We start from the raw sequence: 15,408 nt of genomic DNA, 5'->3' as shown, positions 1-15,408 counted from the left end.
GGCGGAACGCTGGCGGTCTCCATAATAGATGCGAAGCGACCTGAGCGTTGCGCGTGCTACCCGGATGGACCGAAGCATCGGCTAGACCGAGCTTGTCAAGGGCGGCCGGCTTTCCGGAGTGATCGCAGGCAAGGCAAGCTCGAGCAGGTGCTCCGGAGTAGTCGTCTCTTCGGGCAGGCGACCAACCCCGATCCGCGCGGCGAGAGTGCCGAGAACAGGCCAGGCGGTTACCGTCGCGAACGGCGCGGCGAACGCCGGCCCGCCGGCCAGCAGCAGAATGTAGGGGATTGCCCATGGCTGGTAGAACAACACCAGGCCGAGCGATAGACATCCGACAAGCGTCTGCGGCCACAGATCGCGCATCGCCAGGCCGAACGGCACCACGTGGTCGTCGCGCACCTGGCCCATCCAGTGGACGTCGCGGTTGAAGAGCCGGCCCGACAGGAAAATCGTATGGCTGATCCAAAGGATCGGGCAAAGGACGATCGAATAGATTGTTTCAATCGCGAAGTTGACGGTGAAGCGACCTGCCCCGCCAAATGCGCGGCGCTCCTTCGGCACCAGCAAAACGTCCAGCGCGCCCGCGATCTTCGGCGAGAACCACATCAAAAGCACCCACGCGATCAGTGCGCTTCCCAGATCCGGTCGCATGATGTTGGCGGGATCATCGCAGTGGATCAGCGCAGCGGTCGCAAGGCCCAGCAGACCGACCCATGCTGGCGAGCCGACGAACATCAGGATGGCGAGAACAAGCTGATAGCGGCTGACCGGCGTTAGATTCGGCAGCGTGACGAGCCGCAAGTACTGCATGTTGCCCTGGCACCAGCGCAGGTCGCGACGCATGAATTCCAGGAGCGTCGGCGGATTGTCCTCCCAACCTAGGTCCTCCCGCGGCACCACGCGCACATGATAGCCGGCCGATCGCATCAGCGCCGCCTCGATCTGGTCGTGACTGAGGATATGCCGTGCTTCTCCGCCGTCACCGGTCAGCAAGGGAAGCTGGCAGTGCGCAATGAACGGCTTGAGGCGCAGGATCGCATTGTGCCCCCAATAGGGACCGCAATCCCCCTGCCACCATGCGCTGCCGATGGTGTAAGAGCGCATGCCTAAACGCATACCGAACTGGAAGATACGGGCAAACATGCTCGTCGACGGCAGGCCCACGATCAGCCCCTGGAGGATGCCGAGCTTTGGATCGACCTGCATGATACGGACGAGCCGGATGATCGCGTCCGCCGGCATGAAGCTGTCGGCATCGAGCGTAACTGCGAACTCGTGACGGCTTCCCCAGCGCTCGCAAAATTCCCGGATATTGCCCGCCTTGAAACCGTGGTTGACGGTACGCCGCCGGTAGCTGATGGCGATCCGGTCGCGCCAGGTTGTGATCAATTCGGAGAACAGCGCCTCCTCAGCTGTGGCAAGTGCGGCGTCGCTGGTGTCGCTGAGGAGATAGAGATGGAAGCGCTCTGCATATCCGGAGGCGCAGAGACCGTCGAGCATCGGCTCAAGGTTGCGGATGGTACGCACCGGCAGTTCGTTGCGCACGCAAAGCAGTATCGCCGTCGACGCCGTCACGCGGTCATCGTCGCGGACCTTTCCGACCGCCGGCAGCACCGCGGCGACCGGATCGGCGGCGTAGCGCATGATGACAAACCCGATCAGGGCATTGCAGAAGCCGGCGACCATCCAGGGCAGAGTGAATGCGAACAGGATAAGCGCGACGATATCGACGAACCCGAGTCCTCCGGGCGCCAGCGCCATTGCGGCAAGAACCAACGATCCCGTCATTGCCAGAAAAAACAGGACGGCAAATGTCGCTCGCCTCGCGAACATGACCTTTCCGGCGGCTTCAGTTTCGTTCATTTTCGGAGCAGGTGCGGCTGGCGGGACAGGTTACGGCTTCTCATTGGACATCGGCTGGTGCAGATTACTGTATAACACGACAGACTTTCGGTAATTCCAGCCCGAGATTGAAGAAAATGGCTGCCAGTTCGAGCTCCGATACCGCCTTTTCCCTCTGGTATTGCGGGCAAGGTAAGGCCGAAATTCGGCAGGAGATTTTGACTCAGCCTGAAGACGCCGAAGTGCGCGTGAGAACGATCTTTAGCGCTATCAGCCGCGGAACAGAATCGCTTGTCTTCGCTGGAAGAGTCCCAGAGAGCGAATTCGGCAGGATGCGCGCGCCGTTCATGGCCGGCGACTTTCCTTTTCCCGTGAAGTACGGCTACGCGGCCGTCGGACGGGTGCATGAACGAGGTGGTACGCTGGGCGGCAAGAACGTCTTCGCGCTCCATCCACATCAGACGACGTTCAACATTCCCGTGGCGTCAGTCGTCGTCCTGCCGGATGAGATACCGCCGCAACGTGCCGTGCTGGCGGCCAACATGGAAACCGCGCTCAATGGTGTCTGGGACGCTGCTCCAGGGCCGGCCGACCGCATCGCTGTCATAGGGGCGGGCGTCGTCGGTTCCCTTTTTGCTCATCTTTGCGGGCGAATGCCCGGCGCCGAGGTTACCCTCGTAGACATTAATCCGGCCCGCGCGGAATTAGCCGCTGCACTTGGCGTTGGTTTCGCAGAGCCGGCAAAGGCAGCGCGCGACTGCGATCTGGTGGTGCACGCCAGCGGCTCGCCGGACGGGCTGGGCACCGCGCTAGAGCTGGCCGGGGATGAGGCGACCGTGCTTGAGATGAGCTGGTATGGTAATCGGCCTGTGACCGCGCCTCTCGGCGGCCCGTTTCACAGCCGCCGCCTTCGGCTGATATCAAGCCAGGTCGGAAGCGTTGCCCCGTCGCACCGTCCGCGCTGGAGCTACAATCGTCGTCTTTCCGCCGCGTTGAGCCTGCTCGCTGATCCCCGGCTTGACGCACTGATTGCGCCGCCGATCGCCTTCGGCGATTTGCCGAAACTTCTGCCGAGGATTCTTGCGGAAGGAAGCACTGCGCTCTGTCAACCTGTCGCCTATCCGTAAGGAGCCAGCCTTGTTCACCATCGAAGTTCGAGACCACATCATGATCGCGCATTCCTTTCGCGGCCCGGTTTTCGGGCCCGCGCAGGCATTGCATGGAGCGACATTCGTGGTCGACGCTGCCTTCATCGCGGATGCGCTCGATGCCAATGGAATCGTCATCGACATTGGTCTCGCCCATGACGCACTCAAGGCGATGCTTGGCCCGCTGAACTATCGCAATCTCGACGAGATCCCCGAATTCAACGGCAAGAACACCACGACCGAGTTCCTGTCAAAGCATATCTACGATGGCCTCGCCAATGCTGCCCGTGCCGGAGAACTCGGTCGCCCCGGGGTAGAGCTCAAGGCATTGCGCATTACGCTGTCCGAGTCGCACATCGCGCGCGCGTCCTATGAGGCCCCCTTGTGGTGAAGCGCGTCGTCTTCGCCGTGCCGGGCAGTCTCGACACGCCGACGGGCGGCTACGCCTATGACAAGCGGATCATGGCCGAACTCCGTCATCTGGGCTGGGAAGTCGACTATCTCAATATCGGTGACGGATTTCCTGCACCGGACGCAGCAACCCGTGCGGCTGCACGATCGCTGTTGGGTGCGCTACCGGAGGGCCGGCCGATCGTGCTGGACGGACTCGCCCTCGGCGTCCTGCCTGATGTGGCGGCCGAGTTGGCGAGCCGGCATCCGCTGGTCGCCCTGGTACATCATCCATTGGCGCTCGAATCCGGCTTGGCCGCCGAGCGCGCTGCTTCCCTTCGCCGCAGCGAACAGGCAGCACTCGCCGAGGCCCGTGAAGTCGTCGTGACGAGCCCGGCAACGGCGAAACTCGTAGCCTCGGATTATTGCGTGCCGGCCGCGCGCATCACGGTCGCAAGGCCCGGAAACGATCCCGTGTCACTCTCCGCGCGAGAGCCAAACGACATCCCGCATCTTCTGTCGGTCGGGTCGGTCGTGCCGCGCAAGGGGTTTGACATCCTGGTGTCCGCCCTCGCGGTGCTCGCTGACATGCCTTGGCGGCTAACCATCGTCGGCGACCTCACGCGGGATCGGAGCGAAGCGGCCAAAATCCGGTATCTCATTTCGCAACACAGGCTTGCTGGCCGCATCGAAACGATGGGCGCCATCCCGTCAGCACAACTCGCCGTGCTCTATGCCAAGGCCGACCTGTTCGTGCTCGCCTCGCGCTTCGAGGGGTACGGCATGGCCTACGCTGAAGCGCTTTGCCACGGCCTTCCCGTAATCGGGACGATGGCCGGAGCCATACCGGATACGATTCCACAAGGCACGGGATTGCTGGTGTCCCCCAATGATCCCGCTGCGCTCGCAGCGGCCCTGCGTGGCATCATCGCCGATGCAGAGCAACGGCGCAGCCTTTCCGAAGCGGCACTGGCGGCTGCGCGAACGCTGCCGACCTGGCGGGAATCCGCAGCGATCTTTGCCGCTACGCTGGACAAGCTCGCATGAGCAGTTTCTCCGTTGAATGGCTGAACTTGCGGGAAAGCTACGACAGGCGTGCGCGCAATCCACAGGTGCTCGCTGCCGTAGCCTCATTGCTCCAATCGAAAAGCGCTATACGTCTCGTCGATCTCGCCTGCGGCGCGGGCTCCACTTTGCGCACACTCACCCCCCATCTGCCGGCACGGCAACATTGGGATCTCGTCGACAACGACCCTCGCCTGCTGGACGTTGCATGCCGCGGCAATGTTTCGGACAACATCAGCCTGCATGCCATTCAACTCGACATCAACGAAAACTTCGAAGCCGCGCTAAGGCAGCCGAGCGATCTCATCACGATTTCGGCGCTGCTCGACCTCGTCTCCGAAGCCTGGCTCGAACGCTTTGCGCGCCATGCGGCTTCGCGCGCCTTACCGGTCTATGCTGCGCTCAGCTATGATGGGCGGATCGAGCTTTCACCATCAGACCCGGCCGATGCGGCCGTGACCGCCGCCGTGAATGCCCATCAACATACCGATAAGGGCTTCGGGCCGGCACTGGGCCCTTCCGGCGGTATTGCTGCTATTTCCCGGTTCGAGGCGCTCGCATATTCGGTGCTACGGGGCAATTCCGATTGGGTAATCGGGACGGCCGATCAGGAGATTCAAATCGATTTGCTCAATGGCTGGGGCGCCGCCGCACGGGAAGTGGGATCGCTATCGGGCCAGGACATCGATAATTGGCTGGACAGACGAAGAACGGCTGTCGCGCGCCGGGCTTCAACGATGCGCGTGGGTCACGTCGATTTCTTCGCCACGCCGAGCACGATGCGCTGAGCCGAAAGATCGCAATCGAACAACACATCGTCCTCGATCTGGTGCACGCGGGTCGGCATCCGGTGAGCCTGGTCAGCACGCTCGAGCGGCGGCAGGTCGATGCCCGGTCCTCCAGCGCCCAGCATGACGGGGGCGACCGTAACATGGAGCCGGTCGAGACATCGGGCCGCGATAAAGCGCGACAGGGTATCCGCTCCACCCTCTATCAGTACCCGGCGCATGCCCGCACGTCTCAGCGCCGAAGCGATATCGCACGGTGCAATGTTTCCTTCCTGCGACGGCAGGGTGATGATTTCTACTCCGGCAGGCACCGCCACTGGCGCCCCTTCGGTAGTGATCAGCAGGCGGCGAGCGCCATCCTCGGCGAACAGTTTCGCGTCCGAGCGGAGGCGTCCCTTCGGGTCAATGACAGCCCGCGCCGGTTGAGGCCCGGGAACATGTCGCACCGTCAATTGAGGATTGTCGGCGATCGCGGTGCCTACGCCGACCACGACAATGTCGACCAGCGAACGTAGCCGGTGCAGATGCTCAATGCCGGCGGGACAGTTGATATACTTCGAATGGCCAGTCGCTGTCGCTACCCGGCCATCCAGGGATTGGCCGAGTTGCCCGACCATAACGAGGTCGTCGACCATCCCGTTCCGCAACGGCCCGAATAAATCCGCCCAGCCTTGCGGCAACGGTTGCTGTCCCCTACGAAAGAGGTCAACAAAGCTAGCCCATGCGTCCGGAGGAGCAAGTCTGCTGGTGGGCAAATTACCTAGTTGCACGGAGCCAATCAAAAATTGAGGGGTTCACCTGATATCAATGCTTACTATCGGCCACTCGATCCCAAAAATCCATCTGATTTCTAGCGGAATGATCCGGGACTTTTGGTGTTCCACGAACGCGGCTAGAAAAAGAAGGTCCAGCATATGAGCGCCGTCTCAGTCATCTTTGGCAGCAGAGAGCATCTCGCTGCCAGCCGCGCCTTGAGTGAACTGCAGGCGCGGAGGCCGATTCGTGTCCGCGCGCCCGGCGAAGACCTGATTGCGCTTCCAGTGGAGGGACTCGACGACCAGAGGCTGCGCGACTTTTCGATGTTGTGCAGTTCTGAAGCACCGATGCTAATCGTCACCCAACAGCGGGCGCGCGCAATCGGTATCGAGACTTCCACGCCGATGGCATTGCCGCTTTCCCGTACTATCGAAGCAAGCAGCGTTCTTGAGCTCGCTGCGGGCAACAAGAGCCATTTCATCGTGGAAGCCAGGGCTGCGGACTATGCAGCGACGGCGGCCATCCGGCTCGTCAAGCTGGTTCGCGGCTTGCCGGCCATCCTTGCAGCGCACGCGACGGTAATTGACAACGACGTGATCCGGTCAATTTCTGTCGTCGATGCTGACGCGGTCCACCGATTTGTCGCGGATGCAACGAACGGGCTGGCGCTGGCCAGCGAGGCGACAATCCCGCTCGCATCGGGGACATCAGCACGCTTCGTGGTATTTCGGGACGCGCTCGGCGTCGAGCAGGTCGCGATCGTCGTTGGCAAGCCTGCCGAATCCAAGCCCGTGCCGGTTCGGCTTCACTCGGCCTGTCTAACCGGAGACGTCTTCGGCTCCCGACGCTGCGATTGCGGCGACCAGCTTCAACTGGCGCTTGCTCACCTGGAAAGCCTCGGTGGCGGGATCATCCTGTATCTTGCGCAGGAGGGCCGGGGAATCGGCCTGGCGAACAAGATGCGCGCCTACCGTTTGCAGGATGGCGGTCTGGATACGCGAGATGCCAACACCGTGCTTGGCTTTGAGGATGATGAGCGGGATTATGGCATTGCCGCCGGCATGCTGCGAAACCTCAACTACACACGGATCGTGCTGCTCACCAACAATCCGACCAAGCTGGATGGGCTGACGCGGGCCGGTATCGAGATCACGGCGCGCGTCCCCCTCGAGGCTCCCGTCACACCTCATAACAAGCGTTACCTGACGACTAAGGCGCAACGTTCCGGACATAAGCTTGTCACACTCAAGGAAACGTCCTGACACAATGCTCTTCCGATCGGGTGCTGCATCGTCACCGATACGGACGGTCGCTGAGACGCCGGGCATAACGCTGTGTCGACCAGGCGACTCGCTTCGACTGATGGTTATCGTAGCGGGCCTGTGCTGGTCAGTCGCCTTTATCGTCATCGCTTTGGCGTATCAGCTTGAGCTCTACGGCGATGGCGCGATGTTTTCCTACGCCGTCGCAGTCCAGGATATTTGGGCGTTCCACTGGCATAACATCTCCGGCCGCACCACCGTATATCTGCTGACACTCTTGCCCGCCGAAGCTCTCGCTACCATCACAGGCAATCCCTGGGCGGGCATCGTCGCTTATGGCTTCTTGTTTTATGTTGCCCCGCTGGCGGGCCTGGCAGCGACCTACGCTGCCGATCGCTCCTCCGGCCGCTTGATCTTCCTCTACGCGTGCGGTTCGACTGCCCTGCTCTGCCCGCTGATTTTCGGCTTTCCTACCGAAATGTGGTTCGCCCACGCGCTATTTTGGCCGGCGCTGGCACTCAGTCATTACGCAAGATCGACGATTCTTGGGGCGGCACTAGTATTCGCGACGTGGGTTCTACTCGCCTTCACCCACGAAGGAGCCTTCGTGCTGCTGATCGCCGTGCTTGGTACCCTGGCGTTACGCGGCTTGCGCAGCATGCCATTCCTCCGCGGGATCGCAATTCTGCTCGTGATTGCCGTGCTGGCCGCCGCATCGAAGATTCTTTTCCCACCTGACGAGTACTACGCGGGCGCCTTCAGGCGGGCAGCGCTGCATTTCTTCGACCCCGCAATCTTCAGAGTGGAAATCATTGTCGAGTTGCTGGCAGCAATTAGTGTTTATGCCGCACTGCTCGGACTGATCTCCATATGGTTTCCGAAGCGAGCGTGCATACTCGCGCTGCCGATATTGGTCGCCGTTTTCTGCGTCTACTGGCTTCGCTTCGATCATTCAGTGCATGCCAATAGCCGCTACTACATGCGGACGGCTTTGGTCATAGCCATCCCTCTGCTCGGCGTCATGGCTACCTTCGCCGTCATGACGCGGGAAGGATTAGTCGCGAAACCGCTGGCCAAGATACAGCACGCCCTATCGTCGCCGCGCAGGGCGTGCGCACTTGCCTCGATCCTGATCGCGGTGACATTGATACACGTCGTCGAGACCGCAAAATTCGTCACGGCCTGGTCTCGCTACCGAGAAGCGATCGCAACCCTCGCCATGAGCCAGGACTCTGATCCGGCCCTTGGCGATCCGCGCTTTGTCTCGTCGAAGCGAGGACCACCAGATCTCGCCCCGCTGGAATGGTTCTCGACTATTCCATATCTGTCGGCAATCCTCGCGAACTTCCGACCAAATAGATTAGTCATCGATCCCGCCGGCAATTACTTTTGGCTATCTTGTGCCACCGCGACGCACAACATGGAGCGGCAGCTCGTTGTCCCCTTCTACACCCGGGAATTAGTCCGCACCTATTCATGCCAGAATCGATAGCCTGCAGCCATCATTGCCGGATTGGAATGACTGCATCAGAAATGTCGAATTTGAGAAACAATGCGCTGGATTCAGTCAGCGCGAACGTAGAAAGCAAAACCTTGAAATTGGTCATCTTCGATTTCGACGGCACGCTTGTTGACAGCCGTCCATTGATCCTCGAGAGCCATCGGATCGTGTTTTCCGAATTTCGACTGCCCGCTCCCTCGCCGGCTCACAGCCTGTCGCTGGTTGGAAAATCCCTCGATGTCATTCTGGCGGAGCTCGCCGGCCCGGCCGCCCCCATTCTCGAGATGATCAAGGCATATGACCTCCTCTTGCCGACACTAAGGGCCGATCCGGTGTTTGCCGAAAGGCCGTTCGATGGGATCGACGCCCTCCTCCATGAGTTGAGCCGAACCACCGATATCGTGATGGGGATCGCGACCGGGCACCGATCCGACACCATTGCGCCTGCCCTGCAGACGCTGCGATGGGTTGAGTACTTTCAGAACATTCAGGCGGCAGACACGGCGCCTTCGAAGCCGCATCCCGCGATGCTTCTTCAGGCGCTTACTGCCGCCGGGGTGGAGGCGAAGGACGCAATTTTCGTCGGTGATACCACCTTCGATATGCAGATGGCTGAGGCGGCTCGGCTGAGGTCAATCGGCGTCGCTTGGGGGCACCATGGTGCCGAGCGTCTGACGGCAGCAGGAGCACCTTATGTGGCGAAGACCGTGGATGAGCTGAGGCTTGCTATTCGCGCTGCCCTTAGCGGGTAGTCCAGTGTTTCCCAGACATTTCTTGTCATTTCCGCCGCAGTGGATGCCGCTCCACAGGAACCAAGTCGGATGGCGGCGGTAGCTGCCCCGAAGAAGTCACCCACTGAATCAGGCGCAGCGCGACTTCGTCCTGTTCGGCCTGGCCAAGGAGAGCATCTTTTTCAGGACCGGCCGAAAGACGCGCGGCTTCTTCACGTGCCGACTTGATCCGTTCGCTGAGGCGATGGGCTTGAGGTGTCTTTCTCGTCATCGAATGCGTCCCGGTTGGCCGGACATACGCAATCTACGAGAGATGGGCTGAGAGGTTTCAAGAACTCGCCTGCATTTGGGATCAACTGGCCGATCGCGGTAGCAGCGCGCGGCCGGTCGACGGTGATTCCGAATCCGGCTTTCTCACTCGTCGACGACCTGTCCGCCGTCATAACCGCAGGCGATGCGCCCCAATGACGCGCGAAACTGTTCGCTTTCGACCATCGAGGCGAGCGCCGCCAGGTCGTCGCGCTTTTCAAGCTGGCGAGCCCGAACCAGGAGAGATGCAATGAGGGTTGGATCAAGGTAAGGCAGGCTCGCCCATAACCCGCGCGCCAACTCGCGAGCCAGCGCGTGATCGGGATGGCCCACATTCTCAGGGGCGCGACCTATTTCATACATGTGACGGACCGCATGCCACGGGGCTCGCTCGGTCGGGAATCGCGCCATGATTCCCGGGCATTCTTCGGCCACATAAAAGCGGTTGAGCGTATCGAACAGAACGAAGCGATAGCGCTGCGCAATCAGGAACGGTTCCCATTCCTGCCATGACGGTTCCGAGGTCATTGGAGTGACCGCTTCTGCAACAACGACCTTAGGCCGGAAGCGCTCCCAGTCGCCGCCGAACAGCACATCACCCTCCGCACCTTCGACATCAATTTTCAGAAAATCGATTGTACCGAGATTATGGATCTCGCACAGCTTGGCCAGCGTCGTCATGGGCGTGCGAATGGACTGATAAGCGACACCAAACGCTTGGGCCGCCTGCGCAACCCCTTCCATCGACGTCGAAAGCCCGTGCAGGCGGTCAACGATGTGGAAATCGGCTTCGCCACACTCCCGTCCGATCGAGCAAGCAACCGCGACGTCGCGTGGACGCAGCCGGGGATACAACGCCGCAAGTTTTGTCTGCGGCTCAACGATCACGCCGCGCCATCCTCGTTCATAAAACCAATAGGACACATTGTCGGCGATGGGATGCCCTGCTCCAATGTCGAGATAAGTGCCCGTTACCTGTCCCGCAAACGCGATCGAGAGATGATAATCCTCGAGGTTCTGTGAATAGGATAGCTCCATCCGCGCTTCCTCCCGGCTGCCAGACGCGGCACGCCGACAAGGCGCATGCTCCGTCTATACATCAGAGGCTAGGGTAGATCACGAAAGGCGCAAGGTCCATGCTCCGGCCACGCGGCATTTCGAGCCCGGGATTCAACCGGCAGCGAAAGCAGTGATGCTAAGGGACGGCCTGCCTCCTGGGCGCTCGAGAGCGGTTTGACAGCCATTCAGGCTCGGCGCCGTCGCGATGTCGTCCGCCTTCGCCGGCCGCGAACCATGCGACAACCGCACCGAGGAGGACCGATGACGCGATCGAAAAAGCCGCGATGATGGCGCTGCGCCGGGAGCGGGCAATCGCGGTCTTTGAGCTGGCGATGACACTGTCGACACGGCGCTCGGCGTCCGGGCCGGCAAGGCCGGCAATGCCGGTGACCAGCTGCACGAGGTAGGTGCGGTCCTCAGCCGCGACGCCGCTATGGCTGGACGAGGTCAGCAGGATCCGTCCGGCCTCCGCGCGCTCCGTGGCGGTCTCGGCATTGGGATTCCGTCGCGCCGGCCGGAACAGGCGATCAAGCTCATAGCTCAGCAACGGCTCTGCCGCCCTCGCGGAAGGCACGCTTGGCTCGTTGGGCGCGCGCGAAGCGGCAGCGCCGGCGATCAGAGCACTGAGCAGGACCGTAAGAACGACGGCAATGGCCCAGGCAGCCAGGCCATGAAGACCGTCCCGGTGTTCAATGTCCCCGGAATCCGCCGATGGCGTTCTCATCCGGATGCGCGCGGCGATGTATCCGCCCAAGCCGAAACTGACCAATGCTACCAGGATCAAATAGATGCCCGACAGCAGCCAGAGCGCGACCGATGCATCGCGCCAGGTTGGCGAGGCCGATGCAACGCCCAAACCGATGGCGGTGCCGAAGGCGATCAGTACCGCTGAAAAGGCCGTTGCAATCAGTGCGCCGGCGATGGCCGGTGTCCAAGCCAGATAGGCTGGAATGGGTGCGGGGCTGGAGTAAGCCAGCTCTTCTTCGACGATGGTGCTCATGGCGGCGCTCAGCGCAGCCCGAAGAAGGAAAGAATGGCGAGGATCACCACGATCAATCCAACGAGATAGATAAGCTGGTGCATAAACGGCTCCTGTCTGATAAATCAACCGATCAAGCGCAAATTTGATTGAATTCGGTGCTCCCGTGCTCCTCTTTGAATGCACAATTCGAAACAGCGAGCCCTGTTCCAATGCGCGAGAAGAAGATCGTGGGCGACGCGGCGATACCGCGCCGCGATCTCCATGGAGAAGCCCCGCGAGGAGCTAGGCGTCATGAGGCCGGGAAACCGAGGCCGCTTTCAGGCATCCGTCGAAAAATTCCTAACAGACTGGCGCTGAAGACGACCAGCAAGATTGCGATCCATTGGGAGGCAATGAGCGGATCGGTTATCCGTTCCTCGTTGGCGGCGGCAAACCAAACTATGGGCCCTCCGACCAACTCTGTCCCCGCGCCTGCATCATCTTTATGGGCTTGCCGTTGCGAGGGCCGAGCAGCAGCTGCACCACCGTCGGCACTGCGCAGCATCGATTGCGAATGCCGAAGGAGCCGAAGCCGCCCTGACCCGACAGTTGCGCCGCCACGAAGTTCAAGCCGCGATCTTCTCTTCGGAAACTGCGAGCTTCTTCGGCGGTTTTTCTCATATGGGTGAATCGCTCCCAATTCTGGTAGAATCGCCTGGGACTTTTTCGACCGCTCGGGCGAAATTGCCGATGCTGCCGAAGCCGGCTGCTCCCTAGTCGAAACTATTGACGAGGTGGTACGAACAGGTGAGCGTCGACGACTGACTTTCAAATAGCATCATCGATGCACACGCAAGCGCTAGCCACGTGATAAACCCAATATGCCCATATTGCTTTGGTCTCGCCTACGTGCGAGGGCCATCTGACCTCGCCTGGACAAGCGCCCTTTTGGCTATTAGGCGAGGCAACGATGTCTTGTGAAGGCAATCAAGTCGACCGGACCTCGCCGTCTTGGAAGATTATAGAGAAGCTGGACCCGTCTGGTTAGCGCCGCTTGATGGATCGGGACTTGGCCGCGCGGCGGTTATATGGTGACCGATTAATCGGCTTCAGCGAGATCCGTTCGCGCTGTGCCTTGCTCCGAATTGCTGCCACTGGACGCTGGAGCTTGATGCTCATCACTCCCGTGGGAGTGTTATCCTTCGCAAGCTGCTTCAGCATCCTCACGTCGGCCATCGACCAAGGCTCGCCCACACGACGCTTGTACGACGGATTTGTCTTGCGGCGACCCTTCTTGCCGATTGGCGAGCTAGGCCGCTTCCACGTTGCTCTTGCCATTTAGCACCTCCGTAAAAACGGTGAACAAAGGAAGCAACAAGAATGTTCCCTCATGCTTTCTGTCGATACCTTTAGGAGGGCATAGGCATTTACGGAGAGCTTGACGGTGTTGCCTTCGGGCCTGCGAGTGGCGTTTCGACGCCGGTCCCACGGAATAACAAGGCGCGACTGACGGCTGGGTGTATCCTGCCGGCGGCACGTCAACGCTCACTGAGACGACAGAGCGATGGTGTTTCAGCGCAAGCTACGGCCCTGTATGCGGCGCGCTGCCAGAGTCTGGCCCGCGGGGCGACAAGGCGGCTATGTTCACTCTTGAACGCAAAGACGATTGCTCGGAACACGGCGGTTCCACCATAGTTTCCTTTCGGGAGAGGTCATGGCGCACTTAGGCAACAAAGAACAACTCGAGCGTTCGAAGATTAACATGCACGAACCGCATGAGATTAAACACTGGACTCATGCACTGGGCGTGACCAAGGAAGAGCTGCAGGCCGCCGTAGACAAGGTCTGGAATTCAGTTGGAATCGTCCGAAAAGAACTGGCAAGGCTCAGGAACCGCCACAGTTGATCCACCCGCCCGCCACCGGAACGAAGCTCTCCTTGAGAGCGTTCTCCGATATTACTGAAGGAGGAGGTAACGATGGGTTTTGGAAGAGGAGCACTATTGTGGCTGCTCGGCGTACCGCTGCCGATCATCCTGCTGCTCGCGCTGTTCTGGCATCACTAATCCAGAAGCGCGCCGCAGATAAAAGCAGAAGAAGCCCCGCATTCGCGGGGCTTCTTTCGTTCAGTTCACCACTTTTGGCGATCGAACCAATCATTGATTTCTTTTCTTGCTTGGTCTTTGGCGTATCCGTAGCGTTGCTGCAATCGGCCTTCCAGCTGCTCTTGGTGGCCGTCGATGACGTCAAGATCATCGTCGGTCAGCTTACCCCATTGCGCTTTGACCTTGCCTTTTACTTCTTTCCAATTTCCCTCAACGCGATTCCAGTCCATTGCAGTCCTCCCTTTTGCGGCAAGGACAACGGAGCTGCAAACGCTTAGTTCCTGCGCGGGACTCACGGCTGACACGCCGGCTCTCAGACCGACGGCTTCGAGCCAGCTTCGCTCCTGCCTCTCCCCGATCTCTAAGCATATGGCGTGGCATTCCATTCGAGACCCGGAGCGATAGCAATGTTCTCGTGTACGGATGACGACCAGGGCCATCTGCGCGTCGAGAGACTGTTTGCCCGAAAGCGCGCTGGCCCAGCTATGGCCCAGCAATACTGACATAAAGCTTGATCAAGCCAGGATCATAAGCCTCCGAAATTCGTTTCATTCCAAAGGTTCGCCGAATGCATCAGGCGCCTAGCATCGAAGGTGGAGAGCGCGAGACTTCCGTTCGGCAAACCGGGCAGAAGCCTCCGGAAAGGAGGACCGTATGCAGCTGGACCATCAGCAAAGCGAGCGACGACCCCGCCGACTATTCGCGGCCATTGCAAACAAGGCCTCGCAGAGGGCCGGTCGTGCATCGACCTTTGTCCTAGCCTGCGCAGCAATCGTCATATGGGCGGTTACAGGACCTCTGTTCCAGTTTTCTGACACTTGGCAGCTCGTCATCAATACCGGAACGACGATCGTGACCTTTCTGATGGTCTTCCTTATCCAGAACTCGCAAAATCGGGATAGCGCAGCCATCCAGGTTAAGCTGGATGAACTTATCCGAACGGGCACCGTTCAGAATTCCTTTGTCGGCATTGAGCATCTAACTGCCGACGAACTCGAGGATCTACGCGCACGTTGCGAGGAACGCGCAAAAGCCGTTGCGGCGAGACAAGTCGAGCGCAGAACTGGAAGAGCGCGTGGACCGCGGCATGATGCAATGGATTAGTGCAATGAATTAGTGCGCGCGGCGCGATCGGAGGCGCAAGCGCGTTGCCGGGTTCATGCGGCCTCCTGTCATGCGCGCGTTCTTTCATTTAGGAGGTACTCGCCATCAAACTGAAACGTTTCTTTGTTGCAGCGTTGCTGCTGGTACCGACCGCGGCGCTTGCGGCGCCCGGCATCGTCACCACCACGGTCGGCCTGCGGGCAGGTGTCATTCGGCCCTTTAATTGCAGTTTATTGTCAAGCTTACATTTCTGAACGCCCCGCGGCACGGAGGTAGTGCTCGCGCCGTCGGAGCTGGTCCGGGTTGCGGAGACGGCGCGGGCGCGGCTGATACGTGCTTTGCCGGCCAGGCATTGGATCGCCCAGGCTGGTTGATGTCTTCGCTGGGG

At 60.3% G+C, this 15,408-nt stretch carries 17 protein-coding genes; 9 read left to right on the top strand and 8 right to left on the bottom strand.

Annotation, left to right across the window (positions count from 1 at the left end):
* Positions 1-81: 81 nt before the first annotated feature.
* Positions 82-1,833, bottom strand: a complete 1,752-nt coding sequence (mdoH, locus tag QA643_RS10280) for a glucans biosynthesis glucosyltransferase MdoH (RefSeq protein ID WP_283033061.1) — start codon at positions 1,831-1,833, stop codon at positions 82-84.
* A gap of 146 nt (positions 1,834-1,979) precedes the next feature.
* Between mdoH and QA643_RS10275 the strand changes: the two genes are divergently transcribed.
* The 4 genes from QA643_RS10275 to QA643_RS10260 are packed head-to-tail and all read left to right on the top strand — an operon-like array spanning position 1,980 to position 5,233.
* Positions 1,980-2,969, top strand: a complete 990-nt coding sequence (locus QA643_RS10275) for a zinc-binding alcohol dehydrogenase (protein ID WP_283034762.1) — start codon at positions 1,980-1,982, stop codon at positions 2,967-2,969.
* Between the two features lie 10 nt (positions 2,970-2,979).
* Complete coding sequence (locus QA643_RS10270) at positions 2,980-3,381, top strand: 6-carboxytetrahydropterin synthase (protein WP_283033060.1); 402 nt, start codon at positions 2,980-2,982, stop codon at positions 3,379-3,381.
* A complete protein-coding gene (locus QA643_RS10265; protein WP_283033059.1) occupies positions 3,378-4,427 on the top strand; it encodes a glycosyltransferase family 4 protein in 1,050 nt (349 codons plus the stop codon). The genes QA643_RS10270 and QA643_RS10265 overlap by 4 nt, the downstream gene beginning before the upstream one ends.
* Complete coding sequence (locus QA643_RS10260; RefSeq protein ID WP_283033058.1) at positions 4,424-5,233, top strand: class I SAM-dependent methyltransferase; 810 nt, start codon at positions 4,424-4,426, stop codon at positions 5,231-5,233. Before QA643_RS10265 ends, QA643_RS10260 begins: the two co-directional genes overlap by 4 nt.
* Here QA643_RS10260 and QA643_RS10255 read toward each other — a convergent pair.
* Positions 5,194-5,868, bottom strand: a complete 675-nt coding sequence (locus tag QA643_RS10255) for a RibD family protein (RefSeq protein WP_283033057.1) — start codon at positions 5,866-5,868, stop codon at positions 5,194-5,196. The genes QA643_RS10260 and QA643_RS10255 overlap by 40 nt on opposite strands.
* Positions 5,869-6,147: 279 nt before the next feature.
* Here QA643_RS10255 and QA643_RS10250 point away from each other — a divergent pair, with 279 nt between their 5' ends.
* The 3 genes from QA643_RS10250 (at position 6,148) to QA643_RS10240 (ending at position 9,504) form a co-directional block, all read left to right on the top strand.
* Complete coding sequence (locus QA643_RS10250; RefSeq protein ID WP_283033056.1) at positions 6,148-7,251, top strand: GTP cyclohydrolase II; 1,104 nt, start codon at positions 6,148-6,150, stop codon at positions 7,249-7,251.
* A gap of 100 nt (positions 7,252-7,351) precedes the next feature.
* Positions 7,352-8,743: a hypothetical protein gene (locus QA643_RS10245; protein ID WP_283033055.1), complete on the top strand. Its 1,392-nt coding sequence runs from the start codon at positions 7,352-7,354 to the stop codon at positions 8,741-8,743.
* 26 nt (positions 8,744-8,769) lie between these two features.
* Positions 8,770-9,504, top strand: a complete 735-nt coding sequence (locus tag QA643_RS10240) for an HAD-IA family hydrolase (protein WP_283033054.1) — start codon at positions 8,770-8,772, stop codon at positions 9,502-9,504.
* A 25-nt stretch (positions 9,505-9,529) separates the two neighbouring features.
* On the opposite strand, the gene QA643_RS10235 is transcribed toward QA643_RS10240, so the two are convergent.
* The 5 genes from QA643_RS10235 to QA643_RS10215 form a co-directional block, all read right to left on the bottom strand.
* Complete coding sequence (locus tag QA643_RS10235; RefSeq protein ID WP_283033053.1) at positions 9,530-9,754, bottom strand: hypothetical protein; 225 nt, start codon at positions 9,752-9,754, stop codon at positions 9,530-9,532.
* Between the two features lie 143 nt (positions 9,755-9,897).
* On the bottom strand, positions 9,898-10,830 hold the full coding sequence (locus QA643_RS10230) for an FkbM family methyltransferase (protein WP_283033052.1): 933 nt from the start codon (positions 10,828-10,830) through the stop codon (positions 9,898-9,900).
* Between the two features lie 157 nt (positions 10,831-10,987).
* The gene (locus QA643_RS10225; RefSeq protein ID WP_283033051.1) at positions 10,988-11,851 is read right to left on the bottom strand and encodes a hypothetical protein; all 864 of its coding nucleotides are present in this window, start codon (positions 11,849-11,851) and stop codon (positions 10,988-10,990) included.
* Between the two features lie 420 nt (positions 11,852-12,271).
* Positions 12,272-12,493, bottom strand: coding sequence for a hypothetical protein (locus QA643_RS10220; RefSeq protein ID WP_283033050.1), 222 nt, complete (start codon positions 12,491-12,493; stop codon positions 12,272-12,274).
* A 363-nt stretch (positions 12,494-12,856) separates the two neighbouring features.
* Entirely contained in the window at positions 12,857-13,150 is a 294-nt protein-coding gene (locus QA643_RS10215; RefSeq protein ID WP_283033049.1) for a hypothetical protein, read from the bottom strand.
* 376 nt (positions 13,151-13,526) lie between these two features.
* Between QA643_RS10215 and QA643_RS10210 the strand changes: the two genes are divergently transcribed.
* A complete protein-coding gene (locus QA643_RS10210; protein WP_283033048.1) occupies positions 13,527-13,718 on the top strand; it encodes a DUF3606 domain-containing protein in 192 nt (63 codons plus the stop codon).
* Between the two features lie 224 nt (positions 13,719-13,942).
* Here the strand turns inward: QA643_RS10210 and QA643_RS10205 are convergent, their stop codons facing one another.
* The gene (locus tag QA643_RS10205; RefSeq protein WP_283033047.1) at positions 13,943-14,146 is read right to left on the bottom strand and encodes a CsbD family protein; all 204 of its coding nucleotides are present in this window, start codon (positions 14,144-14,146) and stop codon (positions 13,943-13,945) included.
* A gap of 424 nt (positions 14,147-14,570) precedes the next feature.
* Between QA643_RS10205 and QA643_RS10200 the strand changes: the two genes are divergently transcribed.
* Positions 14,571-15,020 (top strand): low affinity iron permease family protein, encoded by a 450-nt coding sequence (locus QA643_RS10200; protein ID WP_283033046.1) that lies wholly within the window; start codon positions 14,571-14,573, stop codon positions 15,018-15,020.
* The last annotated feature ends 388 nt before the right edge of the window (positions 15,021-15,408 follow it).

The organism is Bradyrhizobium sp. CB3481, from assembly GCF_029714305.1.
GTDB lineage: Bacteria > Pseudomonadota > Alphaproteobacteria > Rhizobiales > Xanthobacteraceae > Bradyrhizobium.
This window is presented reverse-complemented; position numbering and strand designations above follow the sequence as displayed.

Coding starts and splice junctions, on each gene's coding strand:
- mdoH (WP_283033061.1), bottom strand. CDS start 1,833: ATGTTCGCGAGGCGAGCGACATTTGCCGTCCTGTTTTTTCTGGCAATG.
- QA643_RS10275 (WP_283034762.1), top strand. CDS start 1,980: ATGGCTGCCAGTTCGAGCTCCGATACCGCCTTTTCCCTCTGGTATTGC.
- QA643_RS10260 (WP_283033058.1), top strand. CDS start 4,424: ATGAGCAGTTTCTCCGTTGAATGGCTGAACTTGCGGGAAAGCTACGAC.
- QA643_RS10255 (WP_283033057.1), bottom strand. CDS start 5,868: ATGGTCGACGACCTCGTTATGGTCGGGCAACTCGGCCAATCCCTGGAT.
- QA643_RS10250 (WP_283033056.1), top strand. CDS start 6,148: ATGAGCGCCGTCTCAGTCATCTTTGGCAGCAGAGAGCATCTCGCTGCC.
- QA643_RS10245 (WP_283033055.1), top strand. CDS start 7,352: ATGGTTATCGTAGCGGGCCTGTGCTGGTCAGTCGCCTTTATCGTCATC.
- QA643_RS10240 (WP_283033054.1), top strand. CDS start 8,770: ATGACTGCATCAGAAATGTCGAATTTGAGAAACAATGCGCTGGATTCA.
- QA643_RS10235 (WP_283033053.1), bottom strand. CDS start 9,754: ATGACGAGAAAGACACCTCAAGCCCATCGCCTCAGCGAACGGATCAAG.
- QA643_RS10230 (WP_283033052.1), bottom strand. CDS start 10,830: ATGGAGCTATCCTATTCACAGAACCTCGAGGATTATCATCTCTCGATC.
- QA643_RS10225 (WP_283033051.1), bottom strand. CDS start 11,851: ATGAGCACCATCGTCGAAGAAGAGCTGGCTTACTCCAGCCCCGCACCC.
- QA643_RS10220 (WP_283033050.1), bottom strand. CDS start 12,493: ATGAGAAAAACCGCCGAAGAAGCTCGCAGTTTCCGAAGAGAAGATCGC.
- QA643_RS10215 (WP_283033049.1), bottom strand. CDS start 13,150: ATGGCAAGAGCAACGTGGAAGCGGCCTAGCTCGCCAATCGGCAAGAAG.
- QA643_RS10210 (WP_283033048.1), top strand. CDS start 13,527: ATGGCGCACTTAGGCAACAAAGAACAACTCGAGCGTTCGAAGATTAAC.
- QA643_RS10205 (WP_283033047.1), bottom strand. CDS start 14,146: ATGGACTGGAATCGCGTTGAGGGAAATTGGAAAGAAGTAAAAGGCAAG.
- QA643_RS10200 (WP_283033046.1), top strand. CDS start 14,571: ATGCAGCTGGACCATCAGCAAAGCGAGCGACGACCCCGCCGACTATTC.